Below are 16,810 nucleotides of genomic sequence, written 5' to 3' on the forward strand. Positions count from 1 at the left end.
GCACTGAACCGCTTCGCCTGAGCGCGGGCCACATGCCGTTAAGGCCACCTTACGGGCGTCTGATGCCCGTAAGGTGGCCTTAACGGCATTTCGGGGACGGCGGATCAGCCTCGCGCGTGTGCGTCCAGGATGTGTGCGATGGCCTGCGTGACCTGCTGCGCGTAGTCCAGGTTGAGCCATTCGTCGGGCACGTGGATGTTCGAGTCCGTCCCGCACGCGCCGGTCACGAGGAACTGCGCGTCCGGGTATTTTTCGCCCAGCAGCCCCATGAACGGGATCGACCCGCCCATGCCGGCGCTGCGGTGCGGCCGTCCGAACACCTCGTCGCTCACCCGGCGCAGCGCGGTTGTCAGCCATGGCGCTTCGGCCGGCGCGTTCCAGCCGTTCTCCGCCTGGGCGTCCTCGCTCAGCTCGACCTGAGCGCCGTACGGCACGTCGGTGGTCAGCGCCCGCTTGACCGCGGCCAGCGCGGTGGCCGCGTCGGCGGTGGGCGGAAGCCGGAAGCTCAACGTCAACGTCGTGCTCTCGCGCAGGACGTTGCCCGCCTCGGGCGGCTTCGGCAGCCCGTCGGCGCCGATGATCGACAACGTCGGCCGCCAGCTCTGGTTGAGCAGCAGCTCCAGCTCGTCGTCGGTGACCGTGGTGGCGCCGTCCACGAGCGGGTACATCTCCCGCAGTGCGCCGGGGGAGACCTCGACGACGTCCTTGGCCTCGTCGCGCCGGTTCACCGGGATCTCGACCTTCAACTCCGGCAGCTTGATCTCGCCTGTCTCGGAGTCCTCGATGCGGTCGAGCAGCTGGCGCAGCACGCGGAACGAACTCGCGACGACGCCGCTCGCGAGTCCGGAATGCTGGGCCGTACCCAGCAGCCGCACCGTCACGTTGAGGTGCAACATCCCGCGCAGGCTGTTGACCAGCCACAACCGCTCGTAGTCGCTGCCACCCGCGTCGAGGCAGACCACCAGGGTGACCTCGCCAAGGCTTTCGCTCAGGTGCTCCAGGTACGCGGGCAGGTCGGGGCTGCCGGACTCCTCGCCGGTTTCCAGCAGCAGCACGGCACGCGCGTGTTCACCGCCCGCGGCGTGCACAGCTTCCAGCGCGGTGGTGGCCGCGTACCCGGAGTAACCGTCGTCCACGGCTCCGCGGCCGTAGAGGCGGCCGTCGCGCAACACCGGCGTCCACGGGCCCAGCCCCTCGGACCAGCCGCCGACCGGCGGTTGTTTGTCGAGGTGCCCGTACAACAGCACGGTGCCCTTGTCCGCGCCGCCCGGTGTCGCCGGGACGTCCACGAACAGCAGCGGCGATCGGCCCGGCAACTCGACGACCTCGAGCTTCGCGCCCGGCAGCCCTCGCCCGGCGATCCAGTCGCGGACGTGGTCCACGGCCGCGGCGAGGTGTTTGTTCGCAGCCCAGTCGGCGTCGAACGCGGGGGACAGCGCGGGGATCTCCACCAGACCGGACAGGCTCGGCACGACGTCGTTCGTCCACGCCGAGATCACGGATTCACGTACGGATTTCTGCTCCACACAAGCATCCTGCCACGCGGAACGTACTGTGGTGGAGGTCACGACCGGCACATCCGCCGGGCCGCGCACACGGTGTGCGACACCCGCGACCCCAGGTGAACGGCGCTCAGGAAACCCGACCCTTGGCAGCCCAACTCTAGGGCTTCCAAGCGTTTTCCCTGCTCAGCAACGGTTTCTCAGCAACAAATCAGCAACCGTGACTCACCATCGGGCAGCCCTTCGTGTCAGGATGACGGCGAGAACCGTCAACGCCGACGGTGACCGAGCGCTTCAGATCCGACGCGCTGGTCCCGCCGGTGCAGTCGCTGTGGTCGCCACAAGCGGCCACCAGAGGCACCGACATCAAGGAGCAAGCGCATGCCGTCCCCCGAACAGTGGACGCACCCGGAGCCTGGAGATGGTCCGGCCGCCGTAGCGGCTCAACCTTCCCCCGAACAGGTGATCGCCGGTTTGCGAGCAACGAGTGAAGGTGGCGCTGAGCTGACTCAGCTGCTCACCCCCGAAGGCGAACGGGTCTCCTCACCCCGGTTCGACAAGTACGTCGAGGACATCGACGACGCGGCACTTCGCGGGCTCTACCGCGACATGGTGCTGGTGCGCCGCGCGGACCGCGAAGCCAACGCGATGCAGCGCCAGGGGCAGCTCGGCATCTGGGTCCCGCTGCTCGGCCAGGAGGCCGCACAGATCGGCTCCGGCAGGGCGCTTCGGGCCACCGACATGGCCTTCCCCAGCTACCGCGAGCACGGCGTCGCCTATACCCGCGGTGTCGACCTCAAAGAGGTGCTCGGGATCTTCCGCTGCACCGACCACAGTGGCTGGGACTACCAGTCCCACCGGTTCCACCCTTACACCATCGTGATCGGCAACCAGGTGCTCAACGCCACCGGCTACGCGATGGGCCAGAAGTTCGAGGGCAAGGTCGGCGACGACGACGGTGAAGCGACGATCTGCTACTTCGGTGACGGAGCCACTTCGCAGGGCGACGTGCACGAGGGCTTCGTCTGGGCCGCGGTCTACGACGCACCGCTTGTTTTCTTCTGCCAGAACAACCAGTGGGCGATTTCCGAGCCCACCGAACGCCAGTCGCGGCTGCCGCTGTACCAGCGCGCCCGCGGGTACGGCTTCCCCGGCATCCGCGTCGACGGCAACGACGTCCTCGGCTGCCTCGCCGTTTCGCGCTGGGCGCTGGAGGAATGCCGTCACGGCAACGGGCCGGTGCTGATCGAGGCGTTCACCTACCGGATGGACGCGCACACCACCACCGACGACCCCACTCGTTACCGGCTCTCCGACGAGCTGGAGGAGTGGAAACTGAAGGACCCGATCGAGCGCGTCCGCGCGTATCTCGCCCGTGGCGGCGGTGCCGACCAGGCGTTCTTCGACCAGGTCCAGGAAGAGGCCGACGCGTTCGCCGCCGACCTGCGCGACTACACGTTCAACATGCCGGAACCGCCGCCGGACCGGATATTCCGCAACGTCTATGCCGAGCCTTCACCGGTTCTCGAAGCGCAGCGCGCCGAGTATCTGTCCTACTTGGACGGTTTCGTCGGGGCAGGTGAGCACTGATGACCACTGTGGACATTCAGAAACTGACCATTTCCAAGGCGATCAACCTCGGTCTCCGCCGCGCCATGGAGGAGGACCCGAAGGTTCTCGTCATGGGCGAGGACGTCGGCAAGCTCGGCGGCGTCTTCCGGATCACCGACGGGCTGCAGAAGGACTTCGGCGAGCAGCGCGTGCTGGACACGCCGCTGGCCGAGTCCGGGATCATCGGCACCGCGGTCGGCCTCGCCGTGCGCGGCTTCCGGCCGGTGTGCGAGATCCAGTTCGAGGGCTTCATCTTCCCCGGTTTCGACCAGATCTCCTCGCAGCTGGCCAAACTGCACTACCGGACGCAGGGCAAGGTCAAGATGCCCGTCGTCATCCGGGTCCCGTTCGGCGGCGGCATCGGCGCGGTCGAGCACCACTCGGAGTCGCCGGAGTCGTTCTTCGCGCACATCGCCGGGCTCAAGGTGGTTTCCTGCTCGAACGCCGTCGACGCGTACTGGATGATTCAGCAGGCCATCCACTCCGATGACCCAGTCCTGTTCTTCGAACCGAAGCGGCTCTACCACTCGGGCGCACTGCGGGCCGAGGTCGACACGACGGCTACGCCCGACCCACTCTTCAAATCGCGCGTGGTGCGCGAAGGTACGACGGCGACTGTCGTCGCGTACGGCCCTTCGGTGAAGGTGGCACTCGACGCCGCGACCGCCGCCGAGGACGAAGGCCGCTCGCTGGAGGTCATCGACCTGCGCACGCTCTCGCCACTGGACCTCGACCCGGTGTTCGAGTCGGTGCGCAAGACCGGCCGGCTCATCGCGGTCAGCGAGGCGCCGTCGGAGTCGTCGCTGACCTCGGAGATCGCCGCGCGGGTCCAGCAGGAGTGCTTCTACTCGCTGGAAGCCCCCATCCTTCGGGTGACCGGATTCGACACGCCGTATCCGCCTGCCAAGCTCGAGGAGCACTACCTCCCCGATCTGGACCGGGTACTGCACGCTGTCGACCGCTCGCTCGCCTGGTAAGGGGGAAGTTCACGCAATGCCCGATTACAAACAGTTCCCCCTCGCCGACACCGCCGAGGGGTTGACCGAGGCCGACATCCTCAACTGGCACGTCAAGCCGGGTGACACGGTCGCGGTCAACCAGATCGTGGTGGAGATCGAGACCGCGAAGGCGGCCGTCGAGCTGCCGATCCCGTGGGCCGGTGTGGTCACCGAGCTGCATGTGGAACCGGGTCAGACGGTCGAGGTCGGCACGCCGATCCTGACCATCGACGTCGATCCTGGTGGGGCCGCGGCTCCCTCCGCCCCGGCTCCTTCAGCGGCCGCTGCCGCCCCCGAGCCCGCCGCCGAGGAGGAGATGAAGCCGCTGGTCGGCTACGGCTCCAAGACGGTGGTCACGCAGCGCCGGGCCCGCAAGGGTGCTGCCCCCGCCGCCGCTCCGGCTGCGGCCGTTGCCACTCCCGCCACTCCCTCCGCTCCGGTTGAGGCGCCGCGCGGTGGGTACGTGCCGCTGGCGAAGCCGCCGGTGCGGAAGCTGGCCAAGGACCTCGGCGTCGACCTGCACGCACTGACCGGCACGGCCGACGGCGGCGTCATCACCCGCGACGACGTCCAGCGCGCCGCCAACGGCGCGGCCCCGGCCACTGCGACGTCCACTGTGGACGCTGGTTACGACCCGGCGACGCGCGAACGTCGCGTACCGGTCAAGGGCGTCCGCAAGGCCACGGCGGCGGCGATGGTGCAAAGCGCTTTCACCGCACCGCATGTCACGGAGTTCCTGACCATCGACGTCACGCCGATGATGGAACTGCGCGAGAGGCTGAAGAACTCGCGTGAGTTCCGCGGTGTGAAGCTGACGCCGCTGGCGTTCGCGGCGAAGGCCGTGTGCATGGCGATCAAGCGGACCCCGGACGTCAACGCGGTCTGGTCCGAGGAGACGAAGGAAATCGTCTTCAAGGACTACGTGCACCTCGGGATCGCCGCGGCCACCCCGCGCGGCCTCGTCGTGCCGAAACTCCACGACGCGGATGCCATGTCGCTCAAGGACATCGCGGTCGCCCTGACCGAGCTGACCGAGGTCGCGCGGGAGGGCAAGACAACCCCGGCGGCGATGCTGAACGGGACCTTCACGATCTCGAACATCGGCGTCTTCGGCATCGACACCGGGACGCCGATCATCAACCCCGGCGAGACGGCGATCCTCGCGCTCGGCGCGATCCGGGACACGCCATGGGTGGTCGACGGGGAGATCAAGGTCCGGAAGGTCATGCAGCTCTCGCTCAGCTTCGACCACCGGGTCGTCGATGGGCAGCAAGGCTCGGAGTTCCTGGCCGACGTCGGCGCCCTGCTCAGCGACCCCGCCGTCGCGATTACGTTCTAGGTCCGTGAAGGACTCCTTACCGGCACTGAGCGCCGGTAAGGAGTCCTTCACGGTCAGGTCCCCTGCGGGAAGCACGACCTGGTGACCCGCGAAGCCTCCGGTTCGTCGGGATCAGCCCCGCGCGTGCGGGGAGGACAATCCCTGACCTGCGGCGTTCCCGGTCCGAGCGCCGAATTTACTTCACTTCCGACCGCCGAACGCTCAAGCACCCTTGGGCTTGAACACGATCTTTCCACTCTCCAGATCGACCCGATCTCGCGGCGGCGCGCCGTCGTCCTCGCTCTGAACCAGCATGACCTCGGCCTGCCGCTGGTCGAGTTCGTGCCGTTTGGTCCCGTAGAGGAACGCCACCATCTCCTCGGTCCCCACCGACGCCGCGGTCCGGCCACTGCGCCGCCGCCAAGGCAGATACTTGCCGCCCCACACTTCCAGCACGGCGAGCACGAAGAGCAACACGAACAGCGCCGGAATCGACATCGCCCAGACAAGCCCCATGGCATCGAAGCTACGCCACCCTTAATGAGCTTGACGGAGTGAGCACTCACTCCGCACACTGGGCGGCATGACACCACCCGAAACGCGGCGCAGGGCGCCGAGCATGAGCGTCGAAGAACGACGCAAAATGATCATCCACGCGATGCTGCCGCTCGTCCTCGAGCACGGCGCCACCGTCACCACCAGCCAGATCGCCCGCGCGGCAGGCATCGGCGAGGGCACGATCTTCCGCGCCTTCAAGGACAAGGACGAGCTTTTCGACGCCTGCACGGCCGAGGTCCTCAAGCCGGACCACGTACTCGACGCGATTGCCGAGATCCCGGTCGACCAGCCGCTGGCCGACCGTCTGGTCAAGGCAGCCGACGCGCTCGGCGCGCACCTCCAGCGGATGGGAGCGCTGATGGGAGCGCTGCACGCCTCCGGGCGAGCGCGTCGCGATCCGGAGCAGCGGTTGAAGGACCGCAAGAACGTGAAGGACTCGCGACGGGACTCGATGGCCGCCATGCGAGAAGCGGTGACCGAGCTCTTCGAGCCGGAAAAGGCCCAGCTCCGGCTCCCCGCAGAGCAGTTGGCATCGCTGTTCCTCGCGCTGTTGTTCGGCGGCCGCAGGCTCGGCCAGGTCGACGACACCCCGACCACTCGCGAGATCGTGGAGGTCTTCCTCCACGGTGCCGTCCGGGCGGCCGGATGATCCCGGGCGGAGGCGGCGGCCTCGAACTCATGCTCGGCCGGAGGCATGGCAAACGCCGGAGAACCACGACGGTGCCGGACAGCGGCCTCACCGGGCCCGTCGACATCCCGGACGCACCACCACAGGATCGGCCGAAAGGGCTGCGCGAGCGTCTTTCCCGGATGCGGACCGCGGTCTCGGGCACCGTCCGCGGACTACCGAAGGTCGCGCGGCTGACCTGGCAGGCGAGCCCGTTCCTGACGATCGCGATCGCCCTGGTCACGCTGCTGTCCGGCCTTCTCCCGACGGTGACCGCCTACATCGCGAAGCTCCTGCTCGACAGCGTCGTCGCGGCGATCCAGGGCCACGGCTCGAAAAACGCGATCGTTCAAGTGGCCGCGATGCAGTTCGGCGTCCTCGCGCTGACGGCGATCAGCTCGTCACTGACGACGATGGCACAGGGGCTGCTCCAGGAACGGATGACGCTGACCATCCGGCACCAGGTCATGGCGCACGCGAGCGAACTGCACCTGGCCTATTTCGAGGGGTCGACGTCCTACGACATGCTGCGTCAGGCAGCGCAGGAGGCGCCGACCCGGCCGCTCACGATGATGACCTCGGCACTCGGCCTTGTCCGCACGACGATCACGTTCGCCAGCATGATCGCACTGCTGATCGCGATCAGCCCGCTGCTCGCGCTCGTCGCCCTGATCGCGCCGATCCCGGCGTTCATCTCGCAGTCCAAGTACGGCTCCCGCGCGTTCTGGATGTCGTTCATGCTCTCGCCCATCCGGCGCCGCATGGACTATCTGTCCTCTTTGGTCACCACCGACACCTACGCCAAGGAGACCAAGCTCTTCGGCCTCGGACCGTACTTTGTGGACCGGTTCCGCAAACTCGGCCAGGTCAACTACGAACGGCAGCGGAAGCTGACCGTGAACCGCAACGTCAGCTCGACGTCCTGGGGGCTGCTGAGCACATTCGCGGGCTCGGCGATCGCGCTGTACATCGCGCTGGAGGCGGTCGGCGGGCGGCTCACGCTCGGCGACCTGGCGTTGTACACCGCTGCGGCGACGTCCGTGCAGACCTCCGTGTCCGGCTTGTTCACCGCGTTTTCCGGGATGTACGAGAACAATCTCTACATCGACACGCTCTATCGCTTCCTCGGCACCAAACCCGAGATCGTCGCGCCGCCGGAGCCGCGGCCCCTTCCGTCCACAGTGGAAGGTCACATCGAGTTCGACTCGGTTTCCTTCAGCTACCCCGGATCGGACGAGCGCGCACTCGACGGCGTCAGCTTCGAAATCCGTCCGGGTGAGACCGTGGCGGTGGTGGGCCGCAACGGGGCTGGGAAGTCCACTCTGTTCAAGCTCCTGTGCCGGCTCTACGACCCGACCGGCGGGCGAATCCTGCTCGACGGTGTGGACATCCGCGAATTCGACCCGGTCGAACTGCGCCGCCGGATCAGCGCGATGTTCCAGGACTACGTGACCTACCAAGGCACCGCGGCCGAGAACATCGGCCTCGGCGACCTCGCGCGGCTGGAAGACCGGCCGCACATCGAAGAGTCGGCGCGGCGCGCCGGCGCCTCGGACCGGATCGAACAGCTCACCAACGGCTACGACAGCCCACTGGGCCGGTGGTTCGACCAGGGCGTGAGCCTGTCCGGCGGGGAATGGCAGAAGATCGCGCTGGCCAGGGCTTTCCAGCGCGAGGCCCCAATCCTGATCCTCGACGAGCCGACGTCCGCCTTGGACGCGCAAGCCGAGCACGATCTGTTCTCGCGGCTGCGCGAGCTGGCCGAGGGACGGACGACGCTGTACATCTCGCACCGATTCTCCACCGTGCGCCAGGCCGAGCGGATCCTGCTGCTCGACCACGGCAAGGTCGCCGAATACGGCACGCACGAGCAGCTGATGGCGGCCAAGAGCGGCTATGCCGAGCTGTTCACTCTGCAAGCGCGGGCATATCTCGACGAGGTTCCCGGCTGAAACGCCTCCGTCGGCGGCGCCACGCGGTTATCGTCTCCCGCCATGGGGGACTTCGAACCGGCGCCGCCGATCGCGGTGCCGCCCCCGCGTCCGCGATTCTGGACGCGGGGGCGGCTGGTCGCCGTGGCTGTCGCGCTCGCAGTGATCGTCACGGCGGTCGTGCTCTTGACACGCCGCGCCCCAGGTCCCGGTGAAGCGAGCTGGCGGCCACTGTCGGGGACGAGGCAGGTGCACTCCAGCACCGGCGAGGCGGGGCTGCAGTTCGCGCAGATCCTGGAGAACACCGGCGACGTCGGCGTCGTCATCGAATCCGCCCGCGCCGAGGTCCCGCCCGGTTTCACGCAGGCCGAAACGGGCACACTCTCGCTGACCTGGCTCAGCGAGTACTACCTACTCACCCCGCCGAAACTGACCGTCTTGCCTGTGCGAGTAGACCCCGACAAGCAGGTGAAACTGGCGGTGCGCTTCCGCGTCAGCTGTCCTCCGGCTCAGCCCGCGAAGCGCGTCCGGTGGCGGCTCTTCCTGACCGTGTCGTCCGGCTCGGTACGCCAGGAAGTCGAGGTCGGAGAGCTGGCCGACATCGAACTCGGCGACCGGTCACTCCCGGAATTCTGCAGCTCAGGGAAGTAACGAAGAGTGACACTGCTCGCTCCTCACCGTGACAGGGAGCAAAACGGGCAGCCCACTCGTTGACCGGGTATGGCTGTCGTGTTCCTGCTCTATGTCATCGCCGAGGTGGCCGCTGTCTGGGCGGTAGGCTCGGCCGTCGGCGTGCTCGGCACGATCGGGCTCCTGCTGGCCGGCGCCTTCGTCGGCTCCTGGCTCGCCCGCCGCGAAGGCGGCAAGGCCATGCGCGCGTTCGTCGAAACCGCCCGCGCGGGCCGCCCCGCCGAGAAGGAACTCACCGACGGCATGCTGGTCGCGCTCGGCGGCGTCCTGATCATGCTGCCCGGCTTCGTCAGCGACGTCATCGGTCTGCTCCTGCTACTCCCTCCCACTCGCTCCGTCGCCCGCAAGATCTGGCTGCGCCGCGCCGAAAAGCGCGCAATCCGCTTTGCCAACCAGCGCCGCGGCCCGGTGATGGTGGTCGACAGCGAAGTCGTCGCCGAAGACCACCCACCGCGGTCGTCGCAGCCCCCGATCATCGAAGGCCGCATCATCGAGGGCTGACCGCTACGAGTGAGCTTCCCGATGGTGTGCAAGGTACTGCTCACCAATCGCATGACTTGGATGGATGTGCAAAGTAGTTCCGTCTGGTTTGCCGTTGCGCACAATGGCGTGATTCTCCTGCACAATCAGCGCACCATAGTCGAACAGAACATGACAATTAGGGCAGAGGCAGAGCACATTCGCTGCCGAATCAGGGCCTCGATGCAACCCGCCTAGCGCCTGAATGTGAGCACCTTCCGAGTAACCGCGATCGCCAACGGTCAACCGGACGCCACACATTTGGCACGTGTGGTCATAAAGATTCTTCACGTAATCTGCCACGCTGGTAGAACGAACGATCCGTTGCGCGGTGGTTGACCGACGACCAGGTGTCTCGTTGCCGGTTGGCGGCGCTGGATGCTGTTCCTCACCTGAAACCAACGCCTCCTCTGGAGCAATGATCATGTCCACGGCTGAGGCCACAGCCACCATCCGGAAACGGCACACCAGATAACCTCGCCGTCCCTTTTCCCGTACGGCATCTTCAACCCTGAAGAGACCGTCGTATCGGTACCCCTCATCGGGCGCATGAGGCGAATCGGGGTCCGACCCTCGGATCACCCGAACAGCCGCACCCTTGATCATGCTCGTCTGGAGTGCTGCGTTACCGGAAGAATCGAAGGTTTGATCCTTTACCTGCTTCCCTGATGCGTCCTGGCCGCCGTGGCCGGTATAGATGATCACTGTCCCATAGTCAACATCGTCCTCATAGCCGCCGGAGGCGACAATGGACTCGGCACCCAGGGCACGGGTACCGACGATACCCGCAATGAGCGCACGATGAACACCACTCGCCGCAGCCGCCTTACGACTGGAAAACACAGTCCCCGGCGGTACATTAGGCAGCTCGCCGTACCGCATCTTGGCTTCCTTCTTGGGAACCGCTTTGAGGTCGCGGAACTCAAAGCCGATCTCAGTCAGTCGAGCTACGACTGTTTGCACCCCGCCACTGAACTCGCTCGCGCGAAGCGCTTGCCCAGTCGCATAACCATGAGCTGCTCCGACCAGCGCCTTCGAGTCATAGTCCTTGTCCTCGTGCACAACGACGTAGCGCACTGAACGGCCGAAGCCGTACTTGGCCAGGAACTCATCCCGGCCCAGTTCGTCGTACTCGGCGATGGCAGCAAGCACGTGCTGACGGTCGATGTCGGCAAGACTCATGCCGATCACTCTATGGCGTGACACCGACAGTCTTGGTGTTTCCTGCGGTAAACGGCTAGGCGTTCGTAGGCTTCGGGATGTCGAAGTAGCTGCTGAAGCGGACCGCGGGGGCGTACTCGCCCTTGACCTTCACCTTGCCGGTCACGAACATGGCCGCCACCGCGGCGTTGCCGGTCGCCATCCGGATGAAGTCGTCGACCGACAGGGTGATCGTGGTGTCCGGGGTGCGGGCGAGGTCGACGCTGGAAACGCAGGTGCCGTCCTCGATGACCGTCTGGAAACGATCGAAACCGTCTTCGCCGTCACCGTCGGAAAAGCGCCAGGAAACCACGAAGTCGACGTGCCGGGCGCGGTCGGGGCGGAAATGCTCGGACATTCTGCGGAATATCTCGTCGAGGAACACCGAGCGTAACTCGGGGTGATCCGCGACGGCCTTGAGTTGTTCCCTGGAGGTCTGGCCGAGTATGTCGACGAGTGCCTGTGTCGACAGGGAGCTCAGCTCGATGCCCGCACCGCGACTTCCCAGCATGTGCAGGGTTTCCAGCACCTGGATGAACTCGTCGGGCGTGAGCTTCTCGACCTCGAGGTGGGCGGCGAAACCGTCCAGCGCGTGTCCGGGGCCATGGCGCGACACGGCCAGCCGGAGCGGCCGCGAAATGCGCAGCCGTTTCCGCCAGCGCCGGGGTGAAGAATTACGGGACACGAGCGGGAAGTGTAATCGCTCAGGCCGGTTTCGGAAGGTCGAAAAATCCGATCAAGCCCGCGGCGAATGCGAGGTCGCCCTTGACCTTGATCTTCCCGGTGACAAAAAGCACAGCCGGGGTCGCCTGATGGGTGATAAGCCGGAAGAAGTCCGTCGGCGCGATCGTGATGGTCACCTTGGGCTTCTCCCGCATCTCGCGGCTGACCGTGCAGGCACCGTGCGAGATGACCGTCTCGTAGCGGTCGTAGCCGCCGTCGCCGACACCGCCCGACAGCCGCCAGTGGATGACCGCGTGGACGTTCTTCGCGCGCTCATGCCGGATGTGCGCGCCCATGCGGTCGAAGATCTCGCCGAGCACGCGCTCCCGCAGCGTCCGCTCGGCGACGACGCGCTCCAACTGCACCCGCGACGCGGCGGCGACCAGGTTCGCGAAGCGGACGGGGTCGACCTTGCTCAGGTCGAACGCGGGGGCTCGCTCCGCGATCCGCAGCAACGCGGCCAGCAGCCGGCGGAAGTCGTCCTTGCCCAGATCGCGCGGGTTCACCACGTCGGCGAGCACGTTGACGTCGAGGGAGTGCGCTTCCGGGCCGGTCGGGTCGATACGCTCCAGGGCGTCGATCAGCGCCGCGCCACGCAACCCGCCCAGCCCAGCCCCCGGATCGGTGCTGGTCATCCCGGTGTTGTCCGCCATCGGCCTTCCTCTCCCTGCTGTCGACTAAGCCTACTCGCCAGTAGGTAAGCTGGGCAAGGGCGCCGGAATCCCCCTTCGACCTCGGCTGCCGGTAGCGTCTTCGCCGTAAGAGGGAGGTCTGGACGTGTCCGAAGAGTCCACTGGAGAGCAGCGTTCACCCGAGCGGGCGAGGCGCCTGCCCCGTGCCGTCCGCGAACGGCAGATCCTGGACGCCGCCGTGCAGGTGTTCTCGCGCCACGGCTACCACTCCGCGTCGATGGACGAGATCTCCGACGTCGCGGGTGTCTCGAAGCCGATGATCTACACCTACCTCGGCTCGAAGGAGGACCTGTTCGGCCAGTGCATCCGCCGCGAGGCCACCCGGCTCCTCGAAGCCATCCAGGACGGCATCAAACCCGACCTGCCACCGGACATGCAGCTGTGGCACGGCCTGCGCTCGTTCTACCGCTTCGTCTCCGAGTACCGCGAGTCGTGGACCGTGCTGCACCGCCAGGCGCTGACGGTCGGCGGCAGCTTCGCCACCGAGATCACCGACATGCGCACCCGCGCCATCGAGCTCGTCGCCGCGCTCGTCGTCTCCGCCGGCACCCGCAAGGGGCTCGGCGAGCAGGCCGAGTTCTCCGGTGCCGGGCTCTCGGCGGCGTTGGTCGGGGCGGCCGAGTCGCTGGCCGACTGGGCGCTCGACCACCCCGACGTCTCGGACGGCGTGCTCGCCTCGTGGCTGATGAACCTCGTCTGGCTCGGGTTCAACGACCTGGTCGAGGGCGAGATCTGGAAGCCGTCTACTACAGCCGAGTGATCGTCCCTTCGAGGTGGGGCTTCGGCTTGCGCGAGGCCCACAGCTCGAACGACCAGCCGTCATCGGTCTGCCAGGTCGTGAACGCGGCCTTGGCGGGCAGCAGCACCGGCTGCTTGAACCGGACGTCGATGGTGAACGCCTCCGGCAGCCTGCCCTCGAACGCCGCGAGCGCGTGCGCCTTCGTCCACATGCCGTGCGCGATCGCGGCCGGGAAACCGAAGGCCTTCGCGGTGAGCGCGTGCAGGTGGATCGGATTGCGGTCGCCGGACACCTCGGCGTAGCGGCGGCCGATGTCGCCGGGGATGTGCCACAGCGCGCTCGGCGACGGCGGCGTCAGTGCCGCGCGCGGCTTGTCCGCACCCGAGCCACCACCGCGGCGCAGGTACGTGCTCACGTCCGTCCACACGGGAGTGTCTGCCACCAGCAGTTCGCTGATGACGTCGAACTGACGGCCCTGCGGATGCGGCCGCAGGTTCTCCGCCCCCACGCGCAGCGTGAACGACTCGTCGAGCCGCAGCGGCCGATGCTGGGTGATCGTGTTCCGCACGTGGACCATGCCGAGCAGCGGGAACGGGAAGTCCGCCTCGGTCATCAGCGCCATTTGGAGCGGGAACGCCAGCATGTGCGGGTAGGTCGCGGGCAGTTCGTCGGTCAGCCGAAACCCGCAGACCTGGTTGTACGCGGCGAGGTGCGCCGGGTCGATGACGACGCCGGTGCGCGCGAACTCCGTGTCGGGCAGCTTGTCGCCGCCGCCCTTGTGCAGGACACCGCCGAGCAGCGCCTTCGGGTACAGCGTGGCCAGGCTGGGCGAGCTGTGCAGCTGTTTGACCGTCATCACGCCCCCAGAAGCGCTTGGCCGCAGACGCGGACGATGTTGCCGTTCACCGCGGACGAGGCCGGGTTGGCGTACCAGGCGATCGTCTCGGCGACGTCGACCGGCAGGCCGCCCTGGCCGAGGCTGGACAGCCGCCGCCCGGCCTCGCGGATGAACAGCGGGACCGCCGCGGTCATCTTGGTCTCGATGAATCCCGGCGCGACGGCGTTGATCGTGCCGCCGTACCCGGCGAGCTGCTCGGCGCCGACGTTGACCATGCCGATCACGCCCGCCTTGCTGGTCGCGTAGTTGGTCTGGCCGACGTTGCCGGCGATACCCGCGATCGAGGAGACGCCGACGATCCGGCCGTTCTCCTTGAGCACCTTGTCGCCGATGAGCTTGTCGTTGACCGCGAGTTGCGAAGCGAGGTTCACCGCGATCACCGAGTCCCAGCCGCCCTCGGTGAGGTTCCCGAGCGTCTTGTCGCGGGTGATGCCCGCGTTGTGCACGACGATGTCGACGCCGTCGTGGCGGGTCTTCAGGTACTCGGCGAGCTTTTCGGGAGCGTCGGCAGCGGTGATGTCGAGCTGCAGCGCCGAGCCGCCGACCTTGTTCGCGACCTTCGACAGATCCGCCCCCTGAGCGGGGATGTCGAGCGCGACGACGTGGGCGCCGTCGCGGGCCAGCACCTCGGCGATCGCCGCGCCGATACCCCGGGAAGCACCGGTGACCAGCGCGATCTTGCCGTCGAGGGGCTTGTCCCAGTTCGCCGGAGCGGTCGCGGTCTTGGTGTGCGTGCCGACGCGGATGACCTGCGCGTCGACGAACGCGGACTTGGCCGAGAGCAGGAAGCGCAGCGTGGACTCCGTCGCGTCCTCGGCGCCCTCGGCGACGTACACCAGCTGGGCAGTCGCGCCGCGCTTCAGCTCCTTACCGACCGAGCGCACGAAGCCTTCCAACGCGCGCTGCGCGATCCGCTCGCGGCCCTCGACGAGTTCGGGAGGCGTGCCGAGGACGACGACACGGCCCGACGAGCCGACACTGCGGATCACCGGGTGGAAGAACTTGTAGACCTCGCGCAGCTGTTTCGGGTCCGAAACACCGGTGGCGTCGAAGACCAGCGCGGCGTGCTTGCCATCGGCAGGGGAGGTGACGACCTCGATCCCGGCGTCGGCGAGCTGGTCCTTCACGGTCTTCTCCAGCCGACCGCCGGGCGCGGCGCCGAGAAGTGCGGGACCCTCGAGTGCAGGTTGACCCGGCTTGTGGCGGCGGAGCGTCGCGGGGTTGGGCAGTCCGAGCCTGGGCACCACGAACTTCCCCAATGGGGTCTTCGTGAACTGCTGGTACCTGTCAGCCATCGGATGCCTCCCGTGCCGTTTGCGTCACTTCGAAGTCTAACCTACTCCCGAGTAGGTTACAGTGTGAGAGGGATGACTCAGTTCGACTAGAGAGGGCGAGATCCAATGGCCACGAGGAAAGCGTCACCGATTCGCAAGGTCGCGATCATCGGTGGCAACCGGATCCCCTTCGCACGGTCGAACGGTCCGTACGCGAAGGCGTCGAACCAGGACATGTTCACCGCAGCCCTGGACGGCCTGGTGAGCCGGTTCGCCCTGCAGGGCGAGGTCATCGGCGAGGTCGCCGCCGGCGCGGTGCTCAAGCACTCCAAGGACTTCAACCTCGCGCGGGAGAGCGTGCTCGGCAGCAAGCTCTCGCCGGCCACTCCGGCGTCGGACGTGCAGATGGCGTGCGGCACCGGTCTGCAGGCGATCATCAACGTCGCCAACAAGATCGCCCTCGGCCAGATCGACTCGGCGATCGCGGGCGGTGTCGACACGACCAGCGACGCACCGCTCGCCGTCAACGAGGACCTGCGGCAGATCCTGATCCAGCTCAACTCGGCGAAGACCGTGGCCGACCGGCTCAAGCTGGTCACGAAGCTGCGTCCCGGCCACATCGTGCCGGAGATCCCGCGCAACGCCGAGCCGCGGACCGGCCTTTCGATGGGCGAGCACGCGGCGCTGACGGCGAAGATCTGGGAGGTCACCCGCGAGGCGCAGGACGAACTCGCCGCGACGAGCCACCAGCGGCTGGCCGCGGCGTACGACCGCGGGTTCTTCGACGACCTGGTGACGCCGTTCCTCAAGCTGTCGCGCGACCAGAACCTGCGCGGGGACTCGACCGCGGAGAAGCTCGCCAAGCTCAAGCCGGCGTTCGGTGGCCAGGACGGCACGATGACCGCGGGCAACTCGACGCCGCTTTCCGACGGCGCCTCGACCGTGCTGCTGGCGACCGACGAGTGGGCTAAGGCGCACAAGCTCCCGGTGCTGGCGTACCTGACGTTCTCGCAGACGGCGGCCGTCGACTACGTACACGGCGAAGAGGGCCTGCTGATGGCGCCGGCGTACGCAGTGCCGCGGATGCTCTCGCGGGCCGGATTGACGTTGCAGGACTTCGACTTCTACGAGATCCACGAGGCGTTCGCGTCGCAGGTGCTGGCCACGTTGAAGGCGTGGGAGGACCCGGCGTTCGCCAAGGAGAAGCTGGAACTGGACGCGCCGCTGGGCTCGATCGACCGGGCGAAGCTGAACGTCAACGGCTCCTCGCTGGCGGCAGGGCACCCCTTCGCCGCCACCGGTGGCCGGATCGTCGCGACGCTGGCGAAGCTGCTGAACGAGAAGGGGTCGGGCCGCGGCCTGATCTCCATCTGCGCTGCGGGCGGCCAGGGCGTCACGGCCATCCTGGAGAAGTAGCTGAAGGGGACTTTTCTCTCGTAGGACGTGGTGCATGGGGGGTTATTAGCAAAGAAATGGATGGAATATCCCAA

The 16,810-nt window shown here is 67.2% G+C and carries 16 protein-coding genes; 9 read left to right on the forward strand and 7 right to left on the reverse strand.

What is annotated here, in order from left to right; translation table 11 throughout:
- Nucleotides 1-104 precede the first annotated feature (104 nt).
- The gene (locus ACFW0G_RS44090; protein ID WP_378331546.1) at nucleotides 105-1,526 is read right to left on the reverse strand and encodes a M20/M25/M40 family metallo-hydrolase; all 1,422 of its coding nucleotides are present in this window, start codon (nucleotides 1,524-1,526) and stop codon (nucleotides 105-107) included.
- Nucleotides 1,527-1,883: 357 nt separating this feature from the next.
- On the opposite strand from ACFW0G_RS44090, the gene pdhA reads away from it, so the two are divergent.
- Genes pdhA through ACFW0G_RS44105 form a run of 3 tightly spaced genes read left to right on the forward strand, consistent with a single transcriptional unit; the run spans nucleotide 1,884 to nucleotide 5,450 of the window.
- A complete protein-coding gene (pdhA, locus tag ACFW0G_RS44095) occupies nucleotides 1,884-3,092 on the forward strand; it encodes a pyruvate dehydrogenase (acetyl-transferring) E1 component subunit alpha (protein ID WP_378331547.1) in 1,209 nt (402 codons plus the stop codon).
- A complete protein-coding gene (locus ACFW0G_RS44100; protein ID WP_378331548.1) occupies nucleotides 3,092-4,090 on the forward strand; it encodes an alpha-ketoacid dehydrogenase subunit beta in 999 nt (332 codons plus the stop codon). Before pdhA ends, ACFW0G_RS44100 begins: the two co-directional genes overlap by 1 nt.
- Nucleotides 4,091-4,106: 16 nt before the next feature.
- The gene (locus ACFW0G_RS44105) at nucleotides 4,107-5,450 is read left to right on the forward strand and encodes a dihydrolipoamide acetyltransferase family protein (protein WP_378331549.1); all 1,344 of its coding nucleotides are present in this window, start codon (nucleotides 4,107-4,109) and stop codon (nucleotides 5,448-5,450) included.
- 201 nt (nucleotides 5,451-5,651) lie between these two features.
- Here ACFW0G_RS44105 and ACFW0G_RS44110 read toward each other — a convergent pair whose 3' ends face one another.
- Nucleotides 5,652-5,945 (reverse strand): DUF6191 domain-containing protein, encoded by a 294-nt coding sequence (locus tag ACFW0G_RS44110; RefSeq protein ID WP_378331550.1) that lies wholly within the window; start codon nucleotides 5,943-5,945, stop codon nucleotides 5,652-5,654.
- Nucleotides 5,946-6,048: 103 nt separating this feature from the next.
- Between ACFW0G_RS44110 and ACFW0G_RS44115 the strand changes: the two genes are divergently transcribed.
- From ACFW0G_RS44115 to ACFW0G_RS44130, 4 genes are all read left to right on the forward strand, one after another.
- Nucleotides 6,049-6,636: a TetR/AcrR family transcriptional regulator gene (locus tag ACFW0G_RS44115; protein WP_378331559.1), complete on the forward strand. Its 588-nt coding sequence runs from the start codon at nucleotides 6,049-6,051 to the stop codon at nucleotides 6,634-6,636.
- Nucleotides 6,637-6,665: 29 nt separating this feature from the next.
- Nucleotides 6,666-8,606: an ABC transporter ATP-binding protein gene (locus ACFW0G_RS44120; RefSeq protein WP_378331560.1), complete on the forward strand. Its 1,941-nt coding sequence runs from the start codon at nucleotides 6,666-6,668 to the stop codon at nucleotides 8,604-8,606.
- A 42-nt stretch (nucleotides 8,607-8,648) separates the two neighbouring features.
- A complete protein-coding gene (locus tag ACFW0G_RS44125; RefSeq protein ID WP_378331551.1) occupies nucleotides 8,649-9,236 on the forward strand; it encodes a hypothetical protein in 588 nt (195 codons plus the stop codon).
- Nucleotides 9,237-9,305: 69 nt separating this feature from the next.
- Complete coding sequence (locus ACFW0G_RS44130; RefSeq protein WP_378331552.1) at nucleotides 9,306-9,776, forward strand: FxsA family protein; 471 nt, start codon at nucleotides 9,306-9,308, stop codon at nucleotides 9,774-9,776.
- A gap of 3 nt (nucleotides 9,777-9,779) precedes the next feature.
- Here the strand turns inward: ACFW0G_RS44130 and ACFW0G_RS44135 are convergent, their stop codons facing one another.
- From ACFW0G_RS44135 to ACFW0G_RS44145, 3 genes are all read right to left on the reverse strand, one after another.
- Nucleotides 9,780-10,976, reverse strand: a complete 1,197-nt coding sequence (locus ACFW0G_RS44135) for a YDG/SRA domain-containing protein (protein ID WP_378331553.1) — start codon at nucleotides 10,974-10,976, stop codon at nucleotides 9,780-9,782.
- Between the two features lie 55 nt (nucleotides 10,977-11,031).
- Entirely contained in the window at nucleotides 11,032-11,583 is a 552-nt protein-coding gene (locus ACFW0G_RS44140) for an SCP2 sterol-binding domain-containing protein (protein WP_378331561.1), read from the reverse strand.
- Nucleotides 11,584-11,698: 115 nt separating this feature from the next.
- Nucleotides 11,699-12,370 (reverse strand): SCP2 sterol-binding domain-containing protein, encoded by a 672-nt coding sequence (locus ACFW0G_RS44145; RefSeq protein ID WP_378331554.1) that lies wholly within the window; start codon nucleotides 12,368-12,370, stop codon nucleotides 11,699-11,701.
- Between the two features lie 124 nt (nucleotides 12,371-12,494).
- Here ACFW0G_RS44145 and ACFW0G_RS44150 point away from each other — a divergent pair, with 124 nt between their 5' ends.
- Nucleotides 12,495-13,169, forward strand: coding sequence for a TetR/AcrR family transcriptional regulator (locus ACFW0G_RS44150; RefSeq protein WP_378331555.1), 675 nt, complete (start codon nucleotides 12,495-12,497; stop codon nucleotides 13,167-13,169).
- Here ACFW0G_RS44150 and ACFW0G_RS44155 read toward each other — a convergent pair.
- Both ACFW0G_RS44155 and ACFW0G_RS44160 read right to left on the reverse strand, forming a co-directional pair.
- A complete protein-coding gene (locus tag ACFW0G_RS44155; RefSeq protein ID WP_378331556.1) occupies nucleotides 13,156-14,004 on the reverse strand; it encodes a MaoC family dehydratase in 849 nt (282 codons plus the stop codon). The two genes, ACFW0G_RS44150 and ACFW0G_RS44155, sit on opposite strands and share 14 nt — an antisense overlap.
- Nucleotides 14,004-15,341, reverse strand: a complete 1,338-nt coding sequence (locus ACFW0G_RS44160; protein ID WP_378331557.1) for a 3-oxoacyl-ACP reductase — start codon at nucleotides 15,339-15,341, stop codon at nucleotides 14,004-14,006. Before ACFW0G_RS44160 ends, ACFW0G_RS44155 begins: the two co-directional genes overlap by 1 nt.
- Before the next feature lie 105 nt (nucleotides 15,342-15,446).
- Between ACFW0G_RS44160 and ACFW0G_RS44165 the strand changes: the two genes are divergently transcribed.
- Nucleotides 15,447-16,736, forward strand: coding sequence for an acetyl-CoA C-acetyltransferase (locus ACFW0G_RS44165; RefSeq protein ID WP_378331558.1), 1,290 nt, complete (start codon nucleotides 15,447-15,449; stop codon nucleotides 16,734-16,736).
- Nucleotides 16,737-16,810 lie beyond the last annotated feature (74 nt).

The organism is Amycolatopsis sp. NPDC058986, assembly GCF_042741125.1.
Classification (GTDB): Bacteria; Actinomycetota; Actinomycetes; order Mycobacteriales; family Pseudonocardiaceae; genus Amycolatopsis.